Origin of the sequence: Marinobacter sp. EhC06, assembly GCF_001650915.1 — a bacterium.
Classification (GTDB): Bacteria; Pseudomonadota; Gammaproteobacteria; order Pseudomonadales; family Oleiphilaceae; genus Marinobacter.
Map to the genome: position 1 here is coordinate 1 of NZ_LXYO01000012.1, position 25,769 is coordinate 25,769.

Consider the following 25,769-nt stretch of genomic DNA (forward strand, 5'->3'; position numbering starts at 1 on the left):
AAGAATTTTAAAACTCGTTTTCTTCAGTACTTTCAAACAGTTGCCTTTCGAATCCGGAGCTGCCTGAGTGGCTTACCCCTCGAAAGAGATGCGCATTCTACAGACCTCTCAGGAGGTGTCAACGATTGGTTTTGATTTTTTTCATGAAACCTCACGATTCCTCTTTATGACACCAACATTCGATAAAGATTCATGGTTCAACGATAACCGATTGTGCCGCGCCGCGCGCTTTTTTCCGCGCTTCCTCTACAGAAGCACCCTTCGCCAGCGCAACCCCCATTCGACGACGCCCTTTTAATTCGGGCTTTCCGAAAAGGCGCAACTGGGTATCCGGCTCCGAAAGCGCCGCTTCAAGCCCTGAATAGGAAACCTCTGTTGAATCTCCTTCAGGAAGAATCACCGCCGATGCCGATGGACCGGTCTGACGGATCGAGGGGATCGGTAGACCCAGGATAGCCCGCGCGTGCAGCGCAAACTCGGAGAGGTCCTGGGATACCAGGGTTACCAGCCCTGTATCATGGGGACGTGGCGAAACTTCTGAGAACCAGACGCTGTCTTCTTTAACAAAGAGCTCGACACCATAGATGCCATATCCACCGAGATTTTCTACCACGGCCCGGGCGACTTCAGCCGAACGCTCATAGGCCAGGGGCGCCATCGGCTGGGGTTGCCAGGATTCCCGGTAGTCTCCGTCTTCCTGCCGATGCCCTATGGGTTCACAAAACGAAACTCCGTCCCGATGCTTGACGGTCAGCAGGGTAATCTCATAATCGAAATCGACGAACCCCTCAACGATCACCCTTCCTTTACCGGCACGTCCGCCAGACTGGGCATATTCCCAAGCCGCTTCAATATCTCCCTCGGTCTTGACCGTACTTTGTCCTTTGCCCGAGGAACTCATAACCGGCTTTACCACCAGTGGAAGCCCTATCTCCTTCACCGCTGCGAGATATTCCTCCCGGGAACCAGCAAAGCGGTATGGCGACGTTGGCAATCCCAGCTCTTCAGCAGCAAGCCGACGGATTCCCTCACGGTTCATTGTCAGGTTTACCGCCCTCGCCGTTGGAATGACGTGATATCCCTCTTCTTCCAACTTGACCAATTCCGGCGTGGCAATGGCTTCAATCTCAGGAACGATCAGATTCGGCTTTTCCTGCTCAATGACGCGGCGCAGACTGGCGCCGTCGAGCATGTCGATGACATGGCTCCGATGAGCCACCTGCATGGCAGGCGCATCGGCATAACGATCCACGGCAATAACCTCAACGCCATAGCGCTGCAACTCGATGACTACTTCTTTTCCAAGCTCACCGGATCCGCAAAACAGAACCCTGAAAGCGTTGCCTTTGAGGGGTGTACCAATTCGAACTGAGTCAGTCATGATCTGCCAGCACCTTTACAATTAGCCGTGAATCAGGGATTTCTTTTCGCGTTCCGCCACCTTCTGCAGCACCTCGCGACGCTCTTCATTATCCATACCGGTCCAACGGGTGATTTCGTCTCCGCTTCGATGACAGCCAACACAGACATCATCTTCATCAAGGGCGCAAATGCTCACGCAGGGCGAGCGTACCTTGTCAGCGACACTCATTTCTTCGGCTCGCAGGGCTTGAGCTCATCAGCATAGCGGGCTGCATTCTGCACATAGTGCTGCGCACTCATTTCCAGCATCTTTTTCTGGTTGTCATTAAGCTCCCGTTTGATCTTGCCCGGTGAACCGACAACCATGGAACCATCGGGCACCTCCACCCCCTCAGGTATGAGTGCATTGGCACCGATCAGGCAATGCTTACCAATCTTTGCACCATTCAGAACGACCGCGTTGATACCGATCAATGAGTAATCGCCAATCTCGCAGCCGTGAAGCATAACCTTGTGGCCAACCGTTACGCCCCTTCCAAGAGTGAGCGGCATACCGGGATCGGTATGCAGAACGGAACCGTCCTGGATATTCGTCTCTGGCCCTATCGTGATCCACTCATTGTCACCACGGACAACGGCGTTGAACCAGACGCTGGCTTTCTCCATCAGCCGGACTCGGCCTATCACAGACGCATTGTCGGCAACGAAGTGCCCCTCACCTTCCAGCTCTGGCGTTCGGTCATTCAACTGGTAAAACATCTCAGCCTCCTTCGGGCGGTTCAAGCAGGTCAATTCCGGCATCGTACACAGCGTTCAGGAAATCAACCAGAACCACTGCCGACAAACCCCAGATTTCGTAGCGTTCCCACCGATAACAAGGCACGTAAAACGTATGGTTCAGGAAATTGAGAGCGTCTGTGCGCTCGCGTCGGTCCTCCAGGAAAAAGGAGAGCGGTACCCGGAATACACTTTCAATCTCGTGCGGATTCGGCTCCAGAGGATGATCCCCGGGAATCACGCCAACGTATGGGGTCACGAGAATTCCGTAACGGGACATCACCTGGCTCAGAGGCGCAATGATCTGCACCTGGTCCGGCGGCAGTCCGATTTCCTCGTGGGTTTCACGCAACGCGGTTGCTGCCAGAGACGGGTCTTCAGGATCACGTTTACCGCCAGGATAGGCTACCTGCCCGCGATGAGTGCTCAGATTTTCAGACCTGAGCGTAAAAATCATTTCGGGGTTTCGGTGATCATCGGTTATCGGGACCAGAATCCCGGCCTCGGGATAATCCAGCGCCAGCTGCCGCGGCGCATAGCCGGCGAGGCGCTCGGCAAGTAAATCACGCAATGTTCGTCTCCACGGTACATCCGGAGGTTGGATGAGACAGAGGCAGCCGGGATCGTTAAACTGACTACCACACCAATTTCAGTATACGGGGAAAATCATGAAGTACTGCAGCACATGCGGCCAACCGGTTGAACAACGCATCCCCGAAGGCGATAACCGTCACCGCTATGTCTGTGTCAGCTGCGATACCATACATTACCAGAACCCTCGCATTGTCGCCGGCACCGTTCCCGTATGGGAGGGGCAGATATTATTGTGCCGAAGAGCTATCGAACCGCGCTATGGCTACTGGACGCTGCCCGCCGGATTCATGGAGAACGCAGAAACCACTATTGAGGCCGCTGAGCGCGAAACTTTGGAAGAGGCCCTCGCTGAAGTGAATATTGAGGGCCTCTACTCGATCATCGACGTTCCGCACATCAATCAGGTTCACATGTTCTACCGAGCGACACTGAAAGACGGGCATTTCGGTGCAGGTGAGGAATCTCTGGAATCCAGACTGTTCGGGCTGGATGAGATCCCCTGGGAGGAGATCTCCTTTCCAACCGTGAAGCGCACCCTGGAGCTGTTCCTGGCCGACTTCAGGCGCGAGTCCTTCGGTGTGCATGTGAGCGACATCCGCCACCCCATGGCGAAAGACCGCAAATAAGGCCGCCGGCTACAACTCCTCCATTCGATAGACCTCGTAAGCGGGCTCCTCATAGGGGTGGGCCCGCTTGAGCGCTGCGAGAGCGTCCCGTATCAGCTCGTCAGCACAAACCAGCTCAACCTTGTACTCATCCACCGCTTCAATCTCACCGGCTTTGCCAAGAAATGGATCGCTTCCTTCAAGCGGACGAAACTGCCCCTTTCCGAGACATTGCCAGGCACAACAATCGTAATCACCAATACGACCAGCTCCGGCATCAAACAATGCCTGCTTGGTTTGCTCAACATGAGTTTCCGGAACGAAATAACACATCTTGTACATCGAAAACCCTCCCTTGGATCGGATATTTTTTGTACAGATTAATAGCTTAGACACTTACCCACAGAATCTGTGGATAACTCTGGGGAAAGTTTTTGGGAACACGCCCCCAAACCCCGTAATCACTGCACTTTCGTTAAATTGGCGACAAAATCACCTGATTAATTTATTCTATATTTTTCAATAGTTTATGTGTTTTGCGCAAAAGTTGAACCGATTTCCCGGTCTTTGTTCACAGAACAAACAGGAAGGCACCAGCAATGTGCATAAAAATACTGAGTCAAGGGAATTTTTGCCATTTTCGCCGAATTTTTCCCTTGAAAAATGCCCAGAAACGGGGCAGCCAATAAAAAAGCCGGCTCTGGAGAAAACGCTCATGTTGAGCGCACCCAGAACCGGCTCTTTACTGACGCGGGAATTTAACCGAACCAGCGTCTCGCATTTCGGAACATGCGAATCCAGGAACCGTCTTCCTGCCACTCTGATGGACGCCAGGAATGCTGAACAGCCCGGAACACTCGCTCAGGGTGCGGCATCATGATCGTGACCCTGCCGTCGCGGGTAGTAAGCCCCGTAATTCCGGCTTCCGAACCGTTCGGGTTATAGGGATAACGAACCGTTGCCTGCCCGCGATTATCCACGTAGCGCAGCGCCACGAGCTCGTTTTCGGAGAGTGCCTCCGCGGAGGTGCCACTGGCAAATTCAACCCTGCCTTCGCCATGGGCAACCGCAATGGGCATGCGAGAGCCGGCCATACCGTCCATGAACGCAGACGGCGATGGCATCACCTCAACCATAACCAGCCGTGCTTCAAACTGCTCGGACTGGTTGCGTACGAAACGAGGCCAGCCTTCGCTACCCGGAATGAGTTCGTGCAGGTTGGAGAGCATCTGACAGCCATTACACACTCCGAGTGCCAACGTGTCCTGACGATTGAAGAATGCCGCAAACTGGTCCCTGACGCGATCGCTGAACAGAATGGATTTGGCCCACCCTTCACCGGCGCCCAAAACGTCACCGTAGGAGAATCCGCCACAGGCAACCAGGCTATTAAAGCCATCCAGCGTAACCCGGCCAGAGAGCAAATCGCTCATGTGCACGTCTACAGAATCGAAACCGGCGCGATCGAACGCAGCCGCCATTTCAACCTGTCCATTAACACCTTGCTCTCGCAGAACTGCAACCTTCGGACGGGCTCCCTTGTTGATATAGGGGGCGGCCACATCCTCGTTGATGTCATAGGAGAGCTCGGCGTGAAGACCGGGATCCTCCGCATCAAGCAGATTATCGAACTCTTCGCGGGCGCAATCGGCGTTATCCCGCAGAGACTGAACGCGGTAACTGGTTTCCGCCCATAGACGCTGAAGCTCTACACGAGGTTCATCCACTACCGTGCCGCCCTCAAAGGTGAGGCGCAGGCTGTCGGTGTCATTCGGACTGCCAATCACACTGATGTAGTCGCCAAGACCCGCGGCAGAGAACTGCTGCAGGACAAAACCGGTGTCTTCCCTGCGCACCTGAATAACAGCACCCAGCTCTTCGTTAAACAGTTCCCTGGCAAACTGGCTGCGATCTTCAGCAAGGCCATCCAGCTTGATATCAACGCCACATCGGCCGGCAAAGCACATTTCAGCCAGCGTGACGAACAGGCCACCGTCCGAACGGTCATGATAGGCCAGCAGTTTACCGTCAGAGTTCAGACCCTGAATGACCGCAAAGAAAGCCTTGATGTCCTCGGGATCATCCAGGTCCGGCGCCACAGCACCGACCTGACGGTACACCTGAGCCAGAGCGGAACCACCCAGGCGGTTCTGACCGGCAGCGAGATCCACCAGAATCAGGTCGGTCTCTCCGGCATCCTTAACCAATTGGGGAGTCAGGGTTCTGGCAACATCGGTTACCGGTGCAAAGCCGCTGACGATCAATGAAAGCGGTGCAGTTACGCTCTTCTGTTCGCCGCTGTCTTCCTCCCACATGGTCTTCATGGACATTGAGTCCTTGCCGACCGGAATCGTAATACCCAGCTCCGGGCACAGCTCCATCCCTACTGCACGAACGGTTTCATAGAGATTTTCATCCTCGCCCGGATGTCCGGCAGCCGCCATCCAGTTTGCAGACAGGCGAATATCGGACAGTTTCGCGATCAGAGCGGCGGCCATATTGGTAATCACTTCACCCACGGCCATGCGACCAGACGCAGGGGAGTCGAGCGTTGCAACCGGTGTGCGCTCGCCCATGGCCATGGCTTCACCAGTGCGGACATCGAAGGAAGTGGCAGTCACAGCCACGTCAGCGACCGGGACCTGCCAGGGCCCGACCATCTGATCCCGCGCAACCAGGCCGGTAATGGTCCGGTCACCAATGGTGATCAAAAAGCTCTTGGAGCCAACGGACGGCAGACGCAGCACACGGCGAATGGCGTCGTCCAGATCGATTTTGGTGGAGTCGAATATGGGCTTGGTAAAAGAAGCGCGACTGACGCTCCGGTGCATGCGCGGCGGCTTGCCAAACAGCACTTCCATCGGCAGGTCAACCGGCTTGTCGTCAAAGTAGGAATCACCCAGCTCCAGATGGTGGGCCTCTGTCGCCTCACCAATCACGGCATAGGGGCAACGTTCCCGGCGGCAGAGGGCATCAAACCGTTCCAGATTCTCCGGAGCGACTGCCATCACATACCGTTCCTGGGATTCGTTACACCAGATCTCCAGCGGCGACATCCCAGGTTCATCACTGGGGATGTCGCGAAGCTCGAATTTGCCGCCGCGGCCTCCATCTTTTACGAGCTCCGGCATGGCATTGGAAAGACCACCGGCCCCAACATCATGAATAAACGCGATGGGGTTGTTGCCCCCCATCTGCCAGCAACGGTCGATCACTTCCTGGCAGCGACGCTCCATCTCCGGGTTGTCCCGCTGAACCGACGCAAAATCCAGGTTTTCGTTACTGGAACCCGAATCCATGGACGAAGCAGCGCCGCCACCAAGACCGATCAGCATTGAGGGCCCGCCCAGCACGATGAGCTTGGCACCCACCGGGATATTGCCTTTCTCCACGTGCTCTTCACGAATGTTGCCAAGACCTCCGGCAATCATGATCGGCTTGTGGTAACCGCGGACTTCCTCGCCAGCGGCACCCGGCACTTTCTCTTCAAAGGTGCGGAAATAGCCGGCCAGATTGGGACGACCGAACTCGTTGTTGAACGCCGCACCGCCAATAGGCCCTTCAATCATGATGTCGAGAGCTGAAGCAATCCGCTCCGGTTTGCCATAGTTGATTTCCCATGGCTGGGGGTCGTCCGGAAGGTTCAGGTTGGAGACTGTGAAACCAGTCAGACCCGCTTTTGGCTTCGAACCCCGACCGGTCGCGCCCTCGTCGCGAATTTCGCCGCCGGAGCCTGTTGCCGCACCGGCCGCAGGGGCAATCGCCGTCGGGTGGTTGTGTGTCTCCACCTTCATCAGGATGTGAATATCTTCCTCGTTGTATCCGTAGACCCCAGTCTCCGGATCCGGGAAGAAGCGGCCACCCCGGCTGCCCCGGATAACAGATGCGTTATCTTTGTATGCCGAAAGGACGCCTTCGCTGTTCATTTCAAAGGTATTGCGGATCATCGCGAAGAGGGATTTTTCCTGGCCCTCGCCGTCAATATCCCAGGAGGCATTGAAGATCTTGTGTCGACAGTGCTCGGAGTTCGCCTGTGCGAACATCATGAGCTCCACGTCGGTCGGATCCCGCTCAAGATCCGTGAAGGACTTCACCAGGTAGTCGATTTCATCTTCGGCAAGTGCCAGCCCCAGGCGAGAGTTCGCTTCAACCAGGGCATTACGGCCACCCGCCAGAACAGGAACCCGCCCGAGGAGTCGCGGTTCCTCATGGCTGAACAGCAGCTCCGCCCCGCCCATTTCATGAAATACTTTCTGGGTCATGCGGTCATGAAGCAGGGCTGCGATCTTCTCGCGCTGTTCCAGGCCAAGCTTACGACCAGAACGGATGTAGTAGGCCGTACCCCGCTCGATTCGGTGAATCTGACGAAGGCCACAATTACGGGCAATGTCTGTTGCTTTGCTGGACCAGGGTGAAAGCGTTCCCGGGCGCGGCACGACCAGAAACAGAACCCCGTCCGGATCCTCCACCGGCACGCTGGGGCCGTATGTCAGCAGTCGGTCAAGGATAGCCTGCTCTGCGTCAGAGAGATCCGCCTCTAGATCGACAAAGTGCATGAACTCTGCATAAACGTGCTCGACTTCAGGCACGATGTCCTGAATCCGGGAATGCAGTTTGCGGGAGCGGAATGGCGAAAGCGCGGGAGCGCCGCGAAGTTCAAGCATGATATCAACCTGTATCGCGCGAAACGGGGAAGTCTGGGTGCAATTTGAAAGGCCGCCATGATACTCGAAAGCGAGGCCGGGATACAGCGCTTGAAGCGTTAATCCCCGACCGTACAATTGACATTGTTTTGCATATTAATTAACCAGATTTATTGACCAACCATCCGACACCAAGGATCATTGACCAGGTGGAAAGGAATTCCACACTCAGGATAGAGAGGGGTGCAGATCTGCAAGCGGCTCTGCAACCAGATGATCCAGACGTGACGGAGATCAGGGACTTGCCCAGAATTCTTGCTGCTTTAACAGGCGCATCCGCCAAGACGCTTCTCTTACTTGGCTCCGCCCTACTAATGACTGGATGCTCACAACCCAGCACTCTCCAGGAAATCCGGGATGAGGGTGTGCTGCATGTGATCACCCGTACGGCACCCTCTATCTATGTGGAAAGTGAGGGCGGCCCTACCGGTTACGACTATGAACTGGCAAAGCTGTTCGCTAATGAACTGGGGGTAAAGCTCCGGATCCGCGTCGCCGATGACAATACTGAGATCCTGTCGGTACTGGATAAGAATTATGCCCACCTGGGCATGCTGGGGCTGTCCAGTCAGCCCGACACGGCCGGTCATTTCCATTCCGTGGCTACCGGTATTACCGCACAGTCGATACTGGTTTATAACCGGGACGTAGAGCGACCTGAGTCACTGAAAGACCTGGCCGGAAAAGCCCTTCACGTGGTGGCCGACAGCAACCATGAGCATCGCCTCCAAAAAGCCCGGGAGGAAATCGCGGAGCTTCAGTGGCAAGTGCATCCCGGCCTCGACGCCGCTGGCGTACTATCCCGCGTCGAGAGCGGCGAATTCCCCTACGCGATGGTTTCCTCCAATGAACTCGACCTGAATCACGTGTTCTACCCGATGGTGAAGGAGGCATTTGCCGTGGGAGAACCCGGCGAACTGGCCTGGTTTTTCCCGTCGGCACAGGATGAATCCCTGGCAAACGCTGCCCGGCAGTTTCTGGACACTCTGGAGGCCGACGGCACCCTGGCCCAGATTGCCGAACGCTTCTACGGTCACCTGGACCGGCTCAATTATGTCGGCGCCCGCACCTTCATGCACCATGTGGAAAACCGCCTACCCAAATACGAGTCACTGTTTCGCGACTATGCCAAGGACTTCAATATGGACTGGCGTCTGCTCGCGGCCATCGGTTATCAGGAGTCCCACTGGCGGCCCAACGCGGTGTCCCCCACCGGGGTCCGCGGCCTGATGATGTTGACCCGGAACACTGCCAGCCATATCGGCATCAATAACCGCCTCGACGCCGAGGAGAGCATCCAGGGCGGCGCCAAGTATTTCCGGATCGTGCACGAAAAGATCCCCGAACGGATCACCGAGCCGGACCGTACCTGGTTCGCCCTCGCCTCTTACAACGTGGGTTTTGGGCACCTCGAGGACGCCCGTCGCCTCACAGAAGGCGCTGGAAAGGACCCCGACCGATGGATGGATGTAAAAGAATTCCTGCCACTGCTGGCACAGAAGGAGTGGTATACCAAGACCCGCTTTGGCTACGCCCGGGGCCATGAACCGGTCATCTACGTTCAGAATATCCGGCGCTACTATGATGTCTTGGCCAGGCTCAACGAACCGGCCACACCAGCGCCAGAGCAGGAGGAGCAAATCGTACAGATGGAGGAGAACCCGAAATCGGGGATCCTTGCCGACGAACTGCAGCCCGACGAAAAACTCCGGGCGGGCCTGCCAGCAGAGCTCGGCATGATCCCGCCGACCCTCTGAAGCTCCCCATCTGAAGTGGGCTAGTCGGCGCGAGCTTCAAGGGCTCTTTCCACCTGACTGGCGGAAAAGCCCCGACGATTCAGAAAACGCGCCTGACGCACTTTTTCGTCCCAGTCTTCACTGAGATCTCCCAGGCCGAACCGCTTATCGCGGATACCAATAGCTCGCTGACACCAGTCTTCCTCAGTCATCCCGTCAACACACTCCGGAGTCTTATGCACACCACGCTGTTGAAGTTCGCCCAGAATGCGTAGCGGTCCGTAACCAAGGTCCATTCTCTGGCGAGCGTAGACGTCAGCGAACCGGTTATCGTCTAGCCAACCCTCTTTCTCATAATCATCCAGAACGGCGTCGATAATGTCGCCCGACACCTTTCTCTGACGGAGTTTCAGGCTCAGCTCAAGGCGACTGTGCTCCCTTCTGGCCAGCAATCTCAGCGCCGTTGCCCGGGCCTTGTATTCCTGATCGTCCTGATTTTCCTGTTTTGCCATACAGACCCTTTCCGCATACGCACACAAAACGCTAGACTAGCCGCGAATTTTTCCAACTGGCCAGCACCTCAGGCTGACCAGTCAAACTACCCGGCGCCCCGAACCGGAGGCCGATGGCCGGTGGCGACACAACTGTGCCCGACACCGTGAACTGGTTTCAACACCCAAGGATACTCTTATGGCCGCGTTCATCCAGAAACTGTTCAGATCCCGCAAGACAACCGAGGCAACGCCAAAACAGCGCAAAGCCACCCAGCCAGAGCCTGTCGAACAGGAAGATACCCGGACTGACCGGAGGGAAGAACAGCTCAAAACACTGGAGAGCGAACCATCCCAGGATGTCCTGGCCAAGCTTGCTATTGAGGGCGTTACCGCGGATATCCGGCAGTCCGCTGCAGGCAGACTGACCGACGAAGCGAGCCTGCAGGAAGTGCAGAAACAGGCCAAAGGCCGTGACAAAGGTGTCTACCAGATCGTTAAACTGGCACTTCAGCAGCGGCGCGAAGAACAGGCCCGACTGGACAGCATTAGCCAGACCATTGCCACCCTGACCCGTCACGCACAGGACCAGGCAAAAAGCGACGACACCAAGCTCTACGAGGCCCGGCTTGATGCCCTGCTGAAGCAGTGGACCGACGTGGAAGAGCATGCCACCCCGGAACAGACACAGGCGTTTCTGGAAGCGGTGCACCGCTGCAAGGAGCGCATTGCAGCCCTGCAGTCCGCCGCGGAGGATGAAAAGCGCCAGGATGAGCAGCGACTGCAACGCCGGGAAACCCTGGACCTGTTGACCCGCACACTGGATGAACTCAAGGCACAACCGCCAGAGACCCTGCCCTCACTCGCCTCTCTGGATGCTCTGCAGAAGACCCAGGAAAACCGCTGGCTGGAAGCAACCCGCGATACGACAGTGGAAAAGCAGGAACAGAAATCCTACGAGACCGCCATGCTGGCGCTGCGCAATTATCTCAGTTCTGTCCGTCGGATTACCCAGGACCGGGACACCATCGTCGAACTCGGCGCTCTGCTTGAAGGCGAAGGCGATCCCACTGACGAGCAGCGCGCCCAGGCCAAGAACCTGGTTGCCGAGATCAACTGGCCGGAAGGCTACCCCACCCCCACTCTGCTGGAGCCATTGCGAAAACTGGCCGGCAAGCCCAAGGCACCGACCCAGCCTCGTGTTGACCAGGAGCAGCAGAAATCCCTGGCGAATCGGCTCGAAGTCGACCTCAACAAACTGGAAAATGCCCTTGAGGCCAAACAGCTGAAAGAGTCGAAACAGCTGTTCAAAACCGCCCAGCAGCATTTCCGGGATCTGGATCAACGCCACGCCAAACCCTTCCAGGCCCGGATGCAACTGCTGAACGGGCAACTGAGGGAGCTCTCGGACTGGCAGGGCTTTGCGACCGAGCCGAAACAGATTGCCCTGTGTGAGCAAATGGAATATCTGGCAGAGCAACCCATGGACCCGGAAGCCAAGGCGGAGCGAATCAAGGAATTGCAGAATGAGTGGCGCGATCTGGGCGGCTCTTCCGACCGAACGCTCTGGTCCCGCTTCAAGGCTGCCTCCGACAAGGCCTATGAGCCCTGCAAGGCCTACTTTTCTGCGAAATCGGGCCTGAAGCAGGCCAATCTGGAGAAGCGGTCCGCCATTTGCGAGCAACTCGAGAGCTTCCTGAACAACGCCGACTGGTCGTCTATCGATTGGAAGGCCGCAGAGCGCATCCACCAGACCGCCCGCCAGGAGTGGAAGGAAGCCTGGCCGGTGGAATTCCGGGACAATCGTGCTGTTCAGAAACGCTTCGATGAACTGCTCAAACGACTGGAAGCGCCACTGGATGAGGAACGCCGGAAAAACGAAACACTGAAACAGGCGATTGTGGAAAAAGCCGAGGCACTGGTTGACCACGAACCGCTTCAGGAGGCCATGAATCAGGCCAAGGCCCTTCAAGGGGACTGGCAGGCGATCGGCATTACCCGTCATCGGGAAGACCGCAAAATGTGGCAGGCTTTCCGGAAGGCCTGCGACCAGATCTTTGCCCGCCGCGATGCCGAACGCACGGAGCAGCAGCAGGCATCGAGAGCCGCCGACGAGTCCGCACAGGCGGGCCTTCACCAGGCTTCCGGGCTATCCGCCGACAGTGATGAACAGGCAATAACGCCGGCACTGACGATGCTTCGGGAGATCGATGCCTCGGCCCTGTCGAAGGGCGTCAGAGAACAGGTTCAGCAGGAAAAACAGCGGCTGAACCAGATCCTTTCCACCCTTAAGCTTCGGGCAAAAATGGCGTCCTGGCAGTCTCTGGTGATGGCCGCCACAACGGGCGAAACCGCCAATGAGTCAGTGCCGAAACACTGGGCCGCGCTGGCACAGACCTCAGACACCAGTGATCCGGTCGAGCTGGTTATCCGAGCGGAAATTCTTTGCGGTGTCCCCTCCCCCGAGGCGGACCAGCAGCGCCGCATGGAAATCCAGGTCCAGCGCCTCGCCGATGGCATGGGGTCCGCAGACAATGACAACGATCAAATGCAGGACGTGGAAACGCTGCTCGCGAACTGGTGTCTGGGCGGAATCGGCAAAGACGCAAATACTGAGCTGGCCGAACGCCTGAACAAGGCCCTCGCCAACCTGAATCCGGCCTGATTCGCCCCGCGGCTTACTCCCGCTGATGCTCTCTGACGAATTCCCTGGCTTCCTTTACGGCGGCCAGGGACTTCTCTTTCATCCCCTTAAGCTCCTCGTCCGCCAGATAAAACATCATATCGATTGAATGCCGGTAATACCGTGTGGGCAGCCGGTTGAGGGCCACGCACATCACGTCGGCAAGATAGTCCGCTGTGTCAGACTCCTGCCGCGTTGCCTCAATGGCATCCACCACCAGCCGTTCGTAAAAATTGTCGATCGCATCTCGCAGAGACATGGCTTGCGCCTCCTGAATTCGTCTGCGGTTTCTAACACCATAGAAGCCACCTCTCTCCTTGTCATGGTTCATGAGCAATTTCGCCAATGCGATTGGCAGCCCGCGTCATTACACCCCGCAACTGCAACCGGCTATGGTTATGTCATCGGTAAATCAATTCCGAAAACAATATGACCAGAGGAAAAGCAATGACCACCGAGGCGTATATCTTCGATGCAGTCCGCACCCCCAGAGGGCGTGGAAAAAAAGACGGATCACTTCACAGCGTCAAACCCATAACGCTGTTGACGACGGTGCTCCATGCGCTGCAGGAGAGGAACAGTCTGGACACCGCCCAGGTGGATGACATTGTGATGGGCTGCGTCACCGCGGTGGGCGATCAGGGTGCGGATATCGCCAAGACCGCAGCCCTGGCAGCTGACTGGGACGAAAAAGTGGCTGGCGTCACTCTCAACCGTTTTTGCGCGTCCGGGCTGGAAGCAGTCAACCTGGCCGCCATGAAAGTACGCTCCGGCTGGGAAGACATGGTGGTTGCCGGTGGCGTGGAAGCCATGTCCCGGGTCCCTATGGGCTCCGACGGCGGTGCCTGGGCCACAGACCCCGAGACTAACCTGCATACCGGTTTCATGCCCCAGGGTATCGGCGCGGATCTGATTGCCACGCTGGAGGGATTCAGCCGTGAAGACGTCGATGGTTTCGCCGTGAAATCCCAGCAGAAAGCGGCCAATGCCTGGGAAAACGGCTACTTTGGCAAATCCATTATTCCGATCACTGACCAGAATGGCGTGGTGATCCTTGATCGAGATGAGCATGTGCGTGGCAACACCACGTTGGAGAGCCTTGCCGGCCTGAAGCCCTCCTTCCAGATGATGGGCGAGATGGGCTTCGATGGTGTCGCCCGGGAGAAATACCACTACGTGGAGAAGATTAACCACGTGCATCACGCCGGTAATTCCTCCGGGATAGTCGATGGTGCCACTGCCGTGCTGATCGGTAGCGAGGCCAAGGGTAAGGCCATGGGTCTTACACCGCGCGCCCGCGTTATTGCCACAGCAGTAACCAGCACTGACCCGACCATTATGCTGACCGGTCCTGCCCCGGCCGCGCGCAAAGCGTTGGAAAAAGCGGGCATGACCGCCGATCAGATTGACCTGTTTGAAGTGAACGAGGCCTTCGCCTCCGTGGTGATGCGCTTCCAGAGGGAACTCTCGATTCCCGACGAAAAAGTGAACGTGAACGGCGGCGCTATTGCCATGGGCCACCCGCTGGGTGCCACCGGCGCCATGATTCTTGGCACCCTGCTGGATGAGCTGGAGCGGCGTGAACTGCGCTATGGCCTGGCCACGCTGTGCGTTGGCGGCGGCATGGGCATTGCCACCATCATTGAGCGCGTCTGAACCCGTCCACTTTTCAAGGAGAACCGATTATGAGTGCCATCCGTTACGAACTGGGTTCAGATCAGATCCTGACCCTCACCATCGACATGCCCGGCCAGTCCGCCAACACCATGAATGCCGCTTTCCGGGACGCCCTCTCGGAAACTGCCGCAAAAGTGAAAGGTGATCTGGACAACATCCGAGGCGTGATCATTGCCTCGGCCAAGAAGACCTTTTTTGCCGGCGGCGACCTGAAAGAGCTGCACAGGGTCACCCGGGATGACGCCCAAGCCTTTGAAGATATGGTCAACGGCCTGAAAGCCCACATGCGCTTCCTGGAAACCACCGGCAAACCCGTGGTTGCTGCTATCAATGGCTCCGCCCTCGGCGGCGGCCTAGAGATCGCCCTGGCCTGCCACCATCGCATCGCCATTGACGACGACAGCATTCAGCTGGGGCTGCCGGAAGTGACACTGGGCCTGCTGCCCGGTGGTGGCGGCACGCAACGACTGCCCCGAATGATTGGCCTGGAAGCGGCCTTCCCGTTCCTGATGGAAGGCAAAAAGGTGAATCCCAAAGCCGCCCTCAAGGCCGGCATTGTCGACGAACTGGCCGATTCTGCCGACGACATGATCAACAAGGCCCGGGCATTCATCGATGCTAACCCCAAATGTCAGCAACCCTGGGACCAGAAAGGCTTCAAGTTTCCTGGCGGCGCGCCTCACCATCCGGCCATGGCCCAGAAACTGGCCATCGCCCCGGCCATGCTGAAGCAGAAAACCAAAGGCTGTTATCCGGCACCGGAGCGCATCCTTTCAGCGGCAGTCGAAGGTGCCCAGGTAGATTTCGACAACGGTAGCCTGATCGAGACCCGGTATTTTGCCGAACTGGTGATCGGCCAGGTCGCCAAGAACATGACCGGCACCTTCTGGTTCCAACTGAACGCCATCAAGGCGGGCGGCAGCCGTCCCGATGGCGTTGAGAAAGAAACCTTCCGTAAGGTGGGTGTGCTCGGCGCCGGTATGATGGGCGCTGGTATCGCCTATTCGACGGCCACGCGCGGCATCGACGTGGTGTTGAAAGACGTCTCGATGGAAAATGCCGAAAAGGGCAAAAGCTACTCCGAGAAGCTGCTGGCCAAGAAGGTCAGCCGTGGCCGGATGACCGAAGAGCAGAGAGCAGACATCCTGAGCCGCATCAAGGCCACCGATTCCGCGGACGACCTGGAAGGCTGTGATCTGGTGATCGAGGCGGTGTTCGAGGACAGTGGACTGAAGGCAAAAGTGACCCAGGAAGCAGAGCCCAAGCTGGTGGCAAACGGGATTTTTGCGTCCAACACCTCAACCATCCCCATTACTCAGCTCGCCGGAGCCTCTGCAAACGCCGAGAACTTCATTGGCCTGCATTTCTTCTCACCCGTCGACAAAATGCAACTGGTGGAAATAATCGTTGGCGAAAAAACCTCGGATGAAACCCTGGCGCGCTCGTTTGACTACGTTCAGCAGATCGGAAAGATTCCGGTGGTGGTCAACGACAGTCGAGGGTTCTTCACTTCGCGGGTCTTTGGGACCTTCGTCAACGAGGGCATCTGCATGCTTGGTGAAGGTGTTCATCCAGCGAGCATTGAAAACGCGGGAGTGCTGGCGGGTATGCCCGTCGGGCCACTGGCTATTTCCGACGAAGTCAGCATGACCCTGATGCAACACATCCGGGACCAGAGTAGAAAGGATACCGAAGCCGCCGGCGGCACCTGGAATCCCCACCCCGCGGAGGCCGTCATCGATGCGATGGTCAACGAGCATGGCCGCAAGGGCAAGGCTGCGGGCGCGGGCTTCTACGAGTACCCTGCCAACGGCAAGAAACACCTCTGGCCGGAGCTGGAAACTCTGTTCGTGAATGCGGAGAAGGCAAGAACGGTCAAACTGCAGGAGCTGAAAGACCGGATCCTCTTCATTCAGGCCATCGAAACAGTTCGTTGTCTGGAGGAAGGCGTATTGCGAACGGTAGAGGATGCGAATATCGGCAGTATCTTCGGCATTGGCTACGCGCCCTGGACGGGTGGTGCGATTCAGTTTATCAATCAGTATGGCGTGAGGGCATTCACCGAGCGGGCATCCCAGCTCGCCGAGACCTACGGTGAACGCTTTGCACCACCGAAACTCCTGCAGGACAAGGCGGAATCGAACACTCCGTTCGCCTGATCCATCCTCTGCACGTCAACTGTCGGGAGGATTTGGCTATTCTCCCGGCAGTTTCCTTACACAGGACACTCCTGATCTCCCGGTTACGAACGTGGCGTCTTCATGGACAGATTGTCACGAACCGATACGCCCTGCCTATGGCATCGGGTGTAGTGCTTGCCTACAATAAATTTAATCAGTCACGGGTAGACACTCCCTCAAAAACCGAGTGGCTCCCAACACCGTCAGGTAAGCATTTATGACCATCGCGGAAAGAATTATGGCTCGTCGCTCTCCGGCCGGATCTGTTCGGTTCGGGGTGTGCAAGGCAATGACTGTGGCATTGCTGCTGTCTGCGCCAATGGGGCTTCACGCCAACGTTGAAACTCCCGCCGTGTATGAGCCAGTTGCACCGACGATTGATCAGGCGCGAGCCAATATCCTGATCGCCCGTCAGCTGCAGTTCACCCACTTCCGGGACCTCGGAATCAGCGATGAACTCTCCGGAGACGTGTTTGATGCCTATCTGGACTATCTGGACGGCCAACGGATCTACCTGTCACAAGACGACATCGCAAAATTCGACAATATCCGGACCCAGTTGGGCTCGGCCCTGAAAACAGGCCAGTTGCAGCCGGGCTTTGATATCTACAACCTGGTTCAGCAGCGAATTATCGAACGTCTCCAGTTTGCGCTGGAAACCATTGATAACGGCATAGACTCGCTGGATTTCTCGGCCAAAGAGAGCATTCTGGTCGACCGCTCGGAAGCGGACTGGGAACCCGACGCCAAGGCCCTGGATGATCTTTGGGTAAAACGCATCAAGAACGCAGTTCTGGCGCAACGCCTGAACGGCGCCGATGACGAGGCCATTGTTGAAACTCTGCGCCGCCGCTATGAAGGCCAGCTCAAGCGCGCCTACCAGGCCCGCAGTGAAGATGCATTCCAGGCCTACATGAACGCGTTCACCGGCATGTGGGATCCGCACACCTCTTACTTTTCGCCACGCACCTCCGAAAACTTCAACATCAACATGAGCCTTTCACTGGAAGGCATTGGTGCCGTCCTTCAGTCAGACAACGAATATACCAAGGTGGTAAGACTGGTACCTGGCGGCCCGGCGTCCAAGCAAGGCCAGCTTGAACCCGCAGATCGCATTGTCTCGGTGGCACAAGAGGGCGAAAAACCGGTGAATGTCATTGGTTGGCGCCTGGACGAAGTGGTCGATCTTATCCGTGGGCCGCGAAATTCAACGGTCACACTGGAGGTGATTCCGGCCAATGCCTCTGATGAGACCATTACCGAGACTATCGCCATCAAACGCGACGAGGTAAAACTCGAGGAACAGAGCGCCAGCAAGGACACCATCCGCCTTGAGCGCGGCGGCAAGGAATACACGATTGGCGTGATCACCATTCCTACTTTCTATGCGGACTTCCAGGCCATGCAGGCTGGTGATCCGAACTATAAGAGCACTACCCGGGATGTCCGCAACCTGATTGCGGAACTCGAAGCCGACGGCGTCGACGGCCTGGTAATGGATCTTCGAAACAATGGTGGTGGTGCGCTGCACGAAGCCAATGATCTGGTTGGCCTGTTTATCGACAAAGGCCCTACGGTTCAGATTCGCAACGCCAACAACGATGTGCAGGTACTCAATGACGAGGACCCTTCGGTCGCCTATGACGGGCCGCTGGTGGTGCTCACCAATCGCATGAGTGCGTCAGCGTCCGAAATTTTCGCCGGCGCCATTCAGGACTATGGCCGGGGACTGGTTGTCGGTTCCCAGACCTTTGGCAAGGGCACCGTTCAGGCAGTGCGCCCCCTTAACCATGGCCAGCTCAAGATTACCCAGTCCAAATTCTACCGGGTATCCGGCGGCTCCACCCAACACAAAGGGGTTATCCCGGACATCGAGATCCCCTCCCGTATCGACAAGACCCGCATTGGTGAAGACGCTCTGGATCACGCCCTGCCCTGGGATCAGATCGAGGCCGTACCGCACACCCGATACTTTGATTTCAGCGGAATCATCGATGAGCTTCGCAAGCGGCATGAGGAGCGATTCTCAACCAATCCGGAATTCAGTCTGTTGCAGCAGGAAATCGACTTCCTGACCAAACAGCGCGCCACGGACAGTGTCAGCCTGAATCTGGAAGAACGTCGCGCCGAGCACGAACAGATCGAACGCACGCGGTTGACTATCGCAAACGCCAGGCGTGAGCTGAAAGGGCAACCACCGTTCGATTCCCTCGAAGACCTGGAAGACTGGCAGGACCAGCAAGCGGCTGATCTGGATTCCACCGACGAAGAACTGGATTTCGTGATCAGGGAAGGCGGCCATATCATGGCTGACATGCTGGACCTGGATAACCGTATGGCATCCATCCTGGATCCGCAGCAGTTCGCGGCACAGGCTCCAGCCTCCGCCGCAACCCGTTAAACGGAGACCTCCAGCCCCATGACTGCGAAGGATACCAGCGGGCAGGACAGCGGCCAGAAAGCTCGAATGCTCCAGTACATGCTTCTGGATGCCCTGCACGCCATGCGCTCGCTGGAACAAGTGGAAGGGCTGGAAAAACCGGTAACCCAGGAACGGACGCCAGAGGGACTGATCGACCGCCTGGCCAGCCTGACCGGCTCGGCGCTCCGGTTTGGGGTCAAAGCCACCGATACGTCGCTCCGGGTTGGTCGGGCTCTGATCAATTCCCAGGATCAACTGCGGGCGATGCTCACCGCAGGCCAGTCTCTCAAGGACATCCGGGAAGTGGCCGGGCTGACGTTGTCGGAAATGAGTGAGGCTCTGAACCTGCGGGACAAGTCGGTTCTGGAAGCCATTGAGAACGGCACGTCCACGCTTTCTTTCGAGCTGATACTACGCCTGGCTGCCCTCATTGCCAGGAACGACCCCATTCCGTTCATCATGCGCACCACCCGCAACTACAACCCTGAAGTCTGGCAGATTCTGAACGACTGGGGCGTGGCGAGACTGCCCCTGCAGTTTGAGCGGGAGCGGGAGTTCATCAACATCTTCCGCCGGCATGACGACGCTCGCACACTCTCGGATGAAGGTTTCCAGAAAGTGCTGGAGTTCACCCGCCAGAGTTTTGAGATGTCCCTACATTTTATTGAGGAGCAGGAACGGCAGGTGGCCGAACTCAGGGCCACCTACGAGGAAAAGCCCCCCGAAGTGAAAAGATCACCTGACAAGCCTGCCGCCAAAAAGAAACAGCCGGAGCGCACCCCACCGTCAACCAAATAACGCCTGCATACCGGTGATGTTCGGGTTATGCACCACGCCCTTTTCAGTTACGATCGCATCGATCAGGCTGGCCGGTGTCACGTCAAAGACCGGATTGAACACCTTGACGCCTTCCGGCGCCAACCCAATACCGCGTATCTCCCGGATCTCAATGCCGTCGCGCTCCTCAATGGGAACATCCGCCCCCGCCGCCATCGCCATGTCCACCGTGCTTGAAGGCGCGACCACCATGAAACCCGCCTTGTGATGACGGGCCAGAACCGCCAGGCTGTAGGTGCCGATCTTGTTCACCACATCGCCATTGGCGGTGATCCGGTCGGCGCCGACAATCACCCAGCGTACGTCTTTACGGGCCATGATTGCGGCAGCAGCACCATCGGCATTCAGTGTGACGGGAATGCCGTCGCGTGAAAGTTCCCAGGCCGTCAACCGGCCACCCTGAAGCCAGGGGCGAGTCTCGTCGGCATAGACTTCTGCCAGCAGCTTTTCCTCATGGAGACGACGAACAACGCCCAGTGCCGTGCCGTAGCCCCCGGTGGCCAATGCACCGGTATTGCAATGGGTCAGCACCGAAAACGGTGCCTCTGCTCCGATGAACTCAAGGGCATGGTCCGCCATGGCAAAATTGGCTGCCAAGTCTTCCTCATGAATCGCCTCGGCCTCCCCGGCCAGGCGTTTTACCGCCTCGTCCAGCGAATGGCACGCGTGAAACACCCGCTCCATGCGCTGCAGCGCCCAGAACAGGTTTACTGCAGTCGGACGTGACGCCGCCAGCTCGCGAATCGCCTGTTTGATCTCTGCCTTCCAATCGCCGCCACCGGCGTGCCTCGCGGCCAAAGCAACCCCGTAGGCCGCGCTGATGCCGATTGCAGGAGCGCCCCGAACCACCATATCCCGGATACTCTGCGATACACCGGCCGCTCCTTCCAGCGTTATCCAGTGCTCCTCTCCAGGCAGCAGTCGTTGGTCCAGCAGCTCAAGACTGCTGCCATGCCACCGTATTGCAACGGTGCCAATGCTGCGTTCGGAAGAGGGTTTCGGGGTTGTTGCCATAGAAAACTGCTCCGGTTTTTCAGCGCTGAAAACTGCCAGTATAACGGTTATACTTCCGGGCTACATTTTCAAGGTGCGGCAGGTTCGCACCAAGCGCTGTAAGGCAGGAATGAATGACGGCAGACACCATCACCGCAGCCGATATTCGCATCAACGCGCGCTGGCTGATTCCAATTGAGCCGGCAGGCACGGTGCTTGAGAATCACGCAGCTATAATCCAGGGAAACCGCCTGGCCGCCATAATCCCCCAGGAGCAGGCGGACCGGACATTCCGAACCCGTGAAACCGTCGATCTTCCACACCATGTTGTCATGCCCGGCCTGATCAACATGCATGGTCACGCGGCCATGACCCTGTTTCGCGGGATGGCGGACGATCTGCCGCTAATGACCTGGCTGAATGATCACATCTGGCCGGCCGAAGGTCGCTTTATCAGCGAACAGTTCATTGCCGATGGCACCCAACTGGCCATGGCCGAAATGCTGCGCACCGGAACCACCACGTTTTCGGACATGTATTTCTTTCCGGAAATCGCCGCGCAGGTCGCCCACGATGCAGGTATTCGCGCGCAGATCTGTTTTCCACTGCTGGACTTCCCAACGCCCTGGGGCGCCGGCCCGGACGAGTATCTGAGCAAGGGTGCCGATTTTATAGACACCTGGAAATCCGATGGCTACATCATGCCGGCCATTGGCCCCCATGCTCCCTACACCGTGTCCGACGGCCCAATGGCCGAAGCTGTCCGGCTTTCCGAGAAAACCGGTGCCGCTATCCAGATACATCTTCATGAAACCGCCTTTGAAGTTGCCGAGGCTACTGAAAAACTGGGCCAGCGGCCGACGGCCAGGCTGGCGGACCTCGGGGTACTTCGCCCCGAGACCCAGTGCGTGCATATGACCCAGATCGACAGCGGCGATATCAGCCTACTGAACCAATCCGGCGCCCATGTCATTCACTGTCCGGAATCGAACCTGAAACTGGCCAGCGGCCTTTGTCCGGTGCAGGAGCTCCTGGATAACGGAATCAATGTCGCCATTGGCACCGACGGCGCAGCCAGCAACAACGACCTGGATCTGTTTGGAGAGCTCCGCACCGCTGCCATGGTGGCCAAAGTGGTGGCCGGTGATGCCTCGGTGGTGTCTGCCCATAAAGCCCTGGAAATGGCAACCATCAACGGAGCCCGGGCCCTGGGGCGGGATCATGAGCTTGGGTCACTGGCCGAGGGCAAGCTGGCGGACATCATTGCCATTGATCTGAGCGACCCGTTCCTGCAGCCAGTCTATGATCCGGCCTCACATCTGGTGTACAGCAACCATGGCCGATCAGTAAGCCATAGCTGGATTAACGGCGTACCACAAGTACAGGATGGCCGGCTTACCCGCATTGACGTTGCCGATCTCATGCTTCGGGTGGAAGATTGGGCCGGGCGAATCCGAACCAAGGCTGACTAACCGATTTCCTATTGATTCACCAGGCAGAACCAACCATGACAAACCAGAACGTAGACCGGAACGAGATCGCCAAATTCGAAGCCCTGGCCAGCCGGTGGTGGGACCCCTCGAGCGAATTCAAGCCGCTGCACGATATCAACCCGCTACGCCTGAACTACATTGATGAGCGCGTCTCCCTGGCAGGTAAACGCGCTCTGGATGTCGGCTGCGGTGGCGGCCTGCTGTCAGAGGGCATGGCCCAGCGTGGGGCCCATGTTACCGGCATCGACATGGGCGAGGCGCCCCTCGCGGTCGCGCGGTTGCATGGCATGGAGAGCGGCGTGAACGTGGATTATCGGCAGATCACCGTCGAGGAGCTGGCACAGGACAGCGAGCATGCGGGCCAATACGATGTTGTCACTTGCCTGGAAATGCTGGAGCACGTCCCGGATCCGGCATCGGTAATCAAGGCATGTGCCGCCATGCTGAAACCAGGCGGCCATCTGTTTGTCTCGACCATCAACCGCAACCCCAAGTCGTTCCTGTTTGCGATTGTCGGCGCCGAATACGTGCTTCGGTTGCTGCCAAAGGGCACACACGAATGGAAAAAGTTTATCCGGCCTTCGGAAATGTCCGACCACCTGCGCCACGCCGGTCTGGATGTCCGGGAGCTGACCGGGATGACTTACAACCCGATCACCAAGGTGTACAGACTGGGCCGGGACGTGGACGTCAATTACCTGATGCACGCCAGGGATATCCGTGAAGCCTGAAAACACTCAACAAACCTCGGCGGTCCTGTTTGACCTGGATGGAACGCTGATCGACACGGCACCGGACTTTATCCGCTGCCTGAATCAGTTGAGGGAACAGCACGGACTGCCTGCCCTGCCCCCGGAGCACATTCGCCGCTCGGTCTCCAACGGCGCCAGGGCGATGATCCGGGTCGGTTTCGGCCTGGAGCCGGAACATCCGGAGTATCTGGAAAAGCACACCGCGTTCCTCGACCTTTATGAGGCCGGCGTAGCGGTGGAAACCACCCTTTTCGAGGGCATGGACGAACTCCTCAAAGCCCTCGAGGAGCAAGGCATCCCCTGGGGCATTGTCACCAACAAGCCCGCCCGTTTCGCGGTTCCGCTTATTGAAGCTCTGAATCTGGCGGACCGCTGCGCAGCTCTGGTATGCCCTGATCACGTCGCACAGCGCAAACCTCACCCGGAGGCCCTGTTTCTGGCCTGCCAGCAGATGGGCACCGATCCGGGCGCTGGCATTTACGTTGGCGACCACGAACGGGACATCGAGGCCGGGCGCAATGCCGGCATGAAAACTATCGCAGTCCGCTACGGTTACATCGAGGAGCCGGAAGCCATTGACCTGTGGCAAGCGGACCTCATCGCTGACACCGTCACGGACCTGGCAAAGCTGTTACAATAAGGCATCAAATTTAGGATCCGGTGTTCAGCCGGTAACAGCCTGACACGGAGACAGGTTATGCATGATTACCAAGCACCCGCCGATCTTCTGAAAGACCGTATCGTTATGGTGACGGGTGCCGGCAGCGGCATTGGCCGGGCCGCGGCGAAGGCCTATGCCGCCCACGGTGCGACCGTCGTACTGGTTGGCCGAACTGTCGGTAAGCTGGAAACGGTTTACGATGAAATTGAGGCCGCCGGCCACCCGAAGCCAGCCATCGTACCCATGAACTTTGAGGGCGCGGCGGTGAAGGATTACGAAGAACTGGCCATGACGCTGGAAGACAACTTCGGCCAACTGGACGGTTTACTGCACAACGCGGCCATCCTGGGCGATCGCAGCCCGGTGGAACTGTATGACCCGGAAACCTGGAACAAGGTCATGCACGTGAATGCGACAGCTCCGTTTCTGCTCAGCCGGGCCATGATCCCCCTGCTGCGCAAATCCGACGATGCGTCGGTGATTTTCACCTCTTCCGGTGTCGGCCGGAAAGCCAAAGCCTACTGGGGCGCCTACGCGGTCTCCAAGTTTGCGGTTGAAGGCCTCAGCCAGTTGCTGTCCGAAGAGCTGGATGATGAACGCCACAATGTCCGGGTGAACAGTCTGAACCCCGGCGCCACCCGTACCAATATGAGAGCCCACGCCTACCCAGCGGAGAACCCGCAGCAGAATCCGGCACCGGAAGACCTGATGCCGATTTACCTGTACCTCATGGGCAAGGACAGCCAGGGCGTTAACGGCCAGAAACTGGACGCACAGCCGAAATAATGGAACTGCTTTTCTACACAACATCCCAGTGCCATTTGTGCGAACTGGCCGAAGCCCTGCTTGTAAATACGCCGATGCCGGAACCAATACCGGTAGACGTAGTGGACATTGCCCAGTCCGAAGAGCTGGTGGAGCGCTACGGCACCCGGATACCGGTGCTGCGGCGCAACGATACCGGTGCGGAACTGGACTGGCCTTTCACCAGGGATGAATTACTCACATTCCTGCAATGAGGATTGCCTGACATGCTGATGGTTATTTCCCCTGCGAAAACGCTGGACTACGAAAGTCCCCTGGCGACCAACACTTATACCCAGCCGGAGTTCCTTGAGGACGCCTGCGAGCTGGTCGACCAGCTAAAGGAACTCGAGCCGCATCAGATCAGCAATCTGATGAGCATCAGCGACAAGCTGGGCCAGTTGAACGCTGAACGCTTCCAGAACTGGCACACGCCGTTCACCCCCGACAATGCCCGCCAGGCTGTACTGGCTTTCAAGGGCGATGTCTATACCGGCCTGGACGCCGAGAGCTTTAGCGAGCAGGACTTCGAATTTGCCCAGCAACACCTGCGAATGCTTTCGGGCCTTTACGGGGTTCTGAAACCGCTGGACCTGATGCAGCCCTATCGCCTGGAGATGGGTACCCGGTTCGAGAACAACCGTGGCAAGGACCTTTATGCGTTCTGGGGCAACAAGATTACTGGCGAGATCAACCGACTGCTGGCAGACGACGACGGCGTTCTGGTAAACCTCGCCTCTAATGAATATTTCAAGAGTGTAAAGAAGAAAGACCTTGAAGGCCGGCTGGTCACCCCCCAATTCAAGGACTGGAAGAATGGTCAGTATAAGATGATCAGCTTCTACGCCAAGAAAGCCCGCGGCCTGATGTGTCGATTCGCCATCCAGAACCGCATTACCCAGGCCGACGACCTCAAGGGGTTCAACCTCGAAGGCTATTACTTCAGCGAAGACCAATCCGATAAGAACAACTGGGTTTTCCTGCGGGATGAACAGTAAT

At 57.5% G+C, this 25,769-nt stretch carries 22 protein-coding genes; 13 read left to right on the plus strand and 9 right to left on the minus strand.

Annotation, left to right across the window (positions count from 1 at the left end; all coding sequences use genetic code 11):
* Positions 1–190 precede the first annotated feature (190 nt).
* Genes purT through A8B84_RS06430 form a run of 4 tightly spaced genes read right to left on the minus strand, consistent with a single transcriptional unit; the run spans position 191 to position 2,710 of the window.
* Positions 191–1,381: a formate-dependent phosphoribosylglycinamide formyltransferase gene (gene purT / locus A8B84_RS06415; RefSeq protein ID WP_064227486.1), complete on the minus strand. Its 1,191-nt coding sequence runs from the start codon at positions 1,379–1,381 to the stop codon at positions 191–193.
* Between the two features lie 21 nt (positions 1,382–1,402).
* The gene (locus A8B84_RS06420) at positions 1,403–1,591 is read right to left on the minus strand and encodes a DUF1289 domain-containing protein (protein WP_064227485.1); all 189 of its coding nucleotides are present in this window, start codon (positions 1,589–1,591) and stop codon (positions 1,403–1,405) included.
* Positions 1,588–2,121 carry a gamma carbonic anhydrase family protein gene (locus tag A8B84_RS06425; RefSeq protein ID WP_064227484.1) on the minus strand — a complete coding sequence of 178 codons (534 nt, stop codon included), beginning with the start codon at positions 2,119–2,121 and terminating at the stop codon, positions 1,588–1,590. The genes A8B84_RS06420 and A8B84_RS06425 overlap by 4 nt, the downstream gene beginning before the upstream one ends.
* 1 nt (position 2,122) lies before the next feature.
* Positions 2,123–2,710 (minus strand): NUDIX hydrolase, encoded by a 588-nt coding sequence (locus A8B84_RS06430; protein WP_064227483.1) that lies wholly within the window; start codon positions 2,708–2,710, stop codon positions 2,123–2,125.
* Between the two features lie 97 nt (positions 2,711–2,807).
* On the opposite strand from A8B84_RS06430, the gene A8B84_RS06435 reads away from it, so the two are divergent.
* On the plus strand, positions 2,808–3,359 hold the full coding sequence (locus tag A8B84_RS06435; protein WP_064227482.1) for an NUDIX hydrolase: 552 nt from the start codon (positions 2,808–2,810) through the stop codon (positions 3,357–3,359).
* Positions 3,360–3,368: 9 nt separating this feature from the next.
* Here A8B84_RS06435 and A8B84_RS06440 read toward each other — a convergent pair whose 3' ends face one another.
* Positions 3,369–3,680: a YqfO family protein gene (locus A8B84_RS06440; RefSeq protein WP_064227481.1), complete on the minus strand. Its 312-nt coding sequence runs from the start codon at positions 3,678–3,680 to the stop codon at positions 3,369–3,371.
* A 416-nt stretch (positions 3,681–4,096) separates the two neighbouring features.
* A complete protein-coding gene (gene purL / locus A8B84_RS06445; protein WP_064227480.1) occupies positions 4,097–8,002 on the minus strand; it encodes a phosphoribosylformylglycinamidine synthase in 3,906 nt (1,301 codons plus the stop codon).
* Between the two features lie 281 nt (positions 8,003–8,283).
* Here purL and mltF point away from each other — a divergent pair, with 281 nt between their 5' ends.
* Entirely contained in the window at positions 8,284–9,798 is a 1,515-nt protein-coding gene (mltF, locus tag A8B84_RS06450; RefSeq protein WP_227512653.1) for a membrane-bound lytic murein transglycosylase MltF, read from the plus strand.
* A gap of 20 nt (positions 9,799–9,818) precedes the next feature.
* Here the strand turns inward: mltF and A8B84_RS06455 are convergent, their stop codons facing one another.
* Positions 9,819–10,289 carry a regulatory protein RecX gene (locus A8B84_RS06455; protein ID WP_064227479.1) on the minus strand — a complete coding sequence of 157 codons (471 nt, stop codon included), beginning with the start codon at positions 10,287–10,289 and terminating at the stop codon, positions 9,819–9,821.
* 178 nt (positions 10,290–10,467) lie between these two features.
* On the opposite strand from A8B84_RS06455, the gene A8B84_RS06460 reads away from it, so the two are divergent.
* The gene (locus A8B84_RS06460; RefSeq protein WP_064227478.1) at positions 10,468–12,933 is read left to right on the plus strand and encodes a DUF349 domain-containing protein; all 2,466 of its coding nucleotides are present in this window, start codon (positions 10,468–10,470) and stop codon (positions 12,931–12,933) included.
* A 13-nt stretch (positions 12,934–12,946) separates the two neighbouring features.
* Here the strand turns inward: A8B84_RS06460 and A8B84_RS06465 are convergent, their stop codons facing one another.
* A complete protein-coding gene (locus A8B84_RS06465) occupies positions 12,947–13,210 on the minus strand; it encodes a late competence development ComFB family protein (protein ID WP_064227477.1) in 264 nt (87 codons plus the stop codon).
* A gap of 188 nt (positions 13,211–13,398) precedes the next feature.
* Between A8B84_RS06465 and A8B84_RS06470 the strand changes: the two genes are divergently transcribed.
* From A8B84_RS06470 to A8B84_RS06485, 4 genes are all read left to right on the plus strand, one after another.
* Entirely contained in the window at positions 13,399–14,607 is a 1,209-nt protein-coding gene (locus A8B84_RS06470) for an acetyl-CoA C-acetyltransferase (protein WP_064227476.1), read from the plus strand.
* Positions 14,608–14,636: 29 nt separating this feature from the next.
* Positions 14,637–16,787, plus strand: a complete 2,151-nt coding sequence (locus A8B84_RS06475) for a 3-hydroxyacyl-CoA dehydrogenase NAD-binding domain-containing protein (protein WP_064227475.1) — start codon at positions 14,637–14,639, stop codon at positions 16,785–16,787.
* 238 nt (positions 16,788–17,025) lie between these two features.
* A complete protein-coding gene (locus tag A8B84_RS06480; protein WP_064227474.1) occupies positions 17,026–19,209 on the plus strand; it encodes a carboxy terminal-processing peptidase in 2,184 nt (727 codons plus the stop codon).
* Between the two features lie 18 nt (positions 19,210–19,227).
* Complete coding sequence (locus tag A8B84_RS06485; protein WP_064227473.1) at positions 19,228–20,028, plus strand: helix-turn-helix domain-containing protein; 801 nt, start codon at positions 19,228–19,230, stop codon at positions 20,026–20,028.
* On the opposite strand, the gene mtnA is transcribed toward A8B84_RS06485, so the two are convergent.
* Positions 20,017–21,081, minus strand: coding sequence for an S-methyl-5-thioribose-1-phosphate isomerase (gene mtnA / locus A8B84_RS06490; protein ID WP_064227472.1), 1,065 nt, complete (start codon positions 21,079–21,081; stop codon positions 20,017–20,019). The two genes, A8B84_RS06485 and mtnA, sit on opposite strands and share 12 nt — an antisense overlap.
* 113 nt (positions 21,082–21,194) lie before the next feature.
* Here mtnA and A8B84_RS06495 point away from each other — a divergent pair, with 113 nt between their 5' ends.
* From A8B84_RS06495 to yaaA, 6 genes are read left to right on the plus strand one after another with little or no spacing between them, the layout of a single operon-like run.
* Complete coding sequence (locus A8B84_RS06495; protein WP_064227471.1) at positions 21,195–22,532, plus strand: TRZ/ATZ family hydrolase; 1,338 nt, start codon at positions 21,195–21,197, stop codon at positions 22,530–22,532.
* Between the two features lie 35 nt (positions 22,533–22,567).
* A complete protein-coding gene (gene ubiG, locus A8B84_RS06500) occupies positions 22,568–23,284 on the plus strand; it encodes a bifunctional 2-polyprenyl-6-hydroxyphenol methylase/3-demethylubiquinol 3-O-methyltransferase UbiG (RefSeq protein WP_064227470.1) in 717 nt (238 codons plus the stop codon).
* Positions 23,274–23,945: a phosphoglycolate phosphatase gene (gene gph, locus A8B84_RS06505; protein ID WP_064227469.1), complete on the plus strand. Its 672-nt coding sequence runs from the start codon at positions 23,274–23,276 to the stop codon at positions 23,943–23,945. Before ubiG ends, gph begins: the two co-directional genes overlap by 11 nt.
* A 57-nt stretch (positions 23,946–24,002) precedes the next feature.
* Complete coding sequence (locus A8B84_RS06510) at positions 24,003–24,752, plus strand: YciK family oxidoreductase (protein WP_064227468.1); 750 nt, start codon at positions 24,003–24,005, stop codon at positions 24,750–24,752.
* Positions 24,752–24,985 carry a glutaredoxin family protein gene (locus A8B84_RS06515; protein ID WP_064227467.1) on the plus strand — a complete coding sequence of 78 codons (234 nt, stop codon included), beginning with the start codon at positions 24,752–24,754 and terminating at the stop codon, positions 24,983–24,985. The genes A8B84_RS06510 and A8B84_RS06515 overlap by 1 nt, the downstream gene beginning before the upstream one ends.
* Positions 24,986–24,997: 12 nt before the next feature.
* Entirely contained in the window at positions 24,998–25,768 is a 771-nt protein-coding gene (yaaA, locus tag A8B84_RS06520) for a peroxide stress protein YaaA (RefSeq protein ID WP_064227466.1), read from the plus strand.
* The last annotated feature ends 1 nt before the right edge of the window (position 25,769 follow it).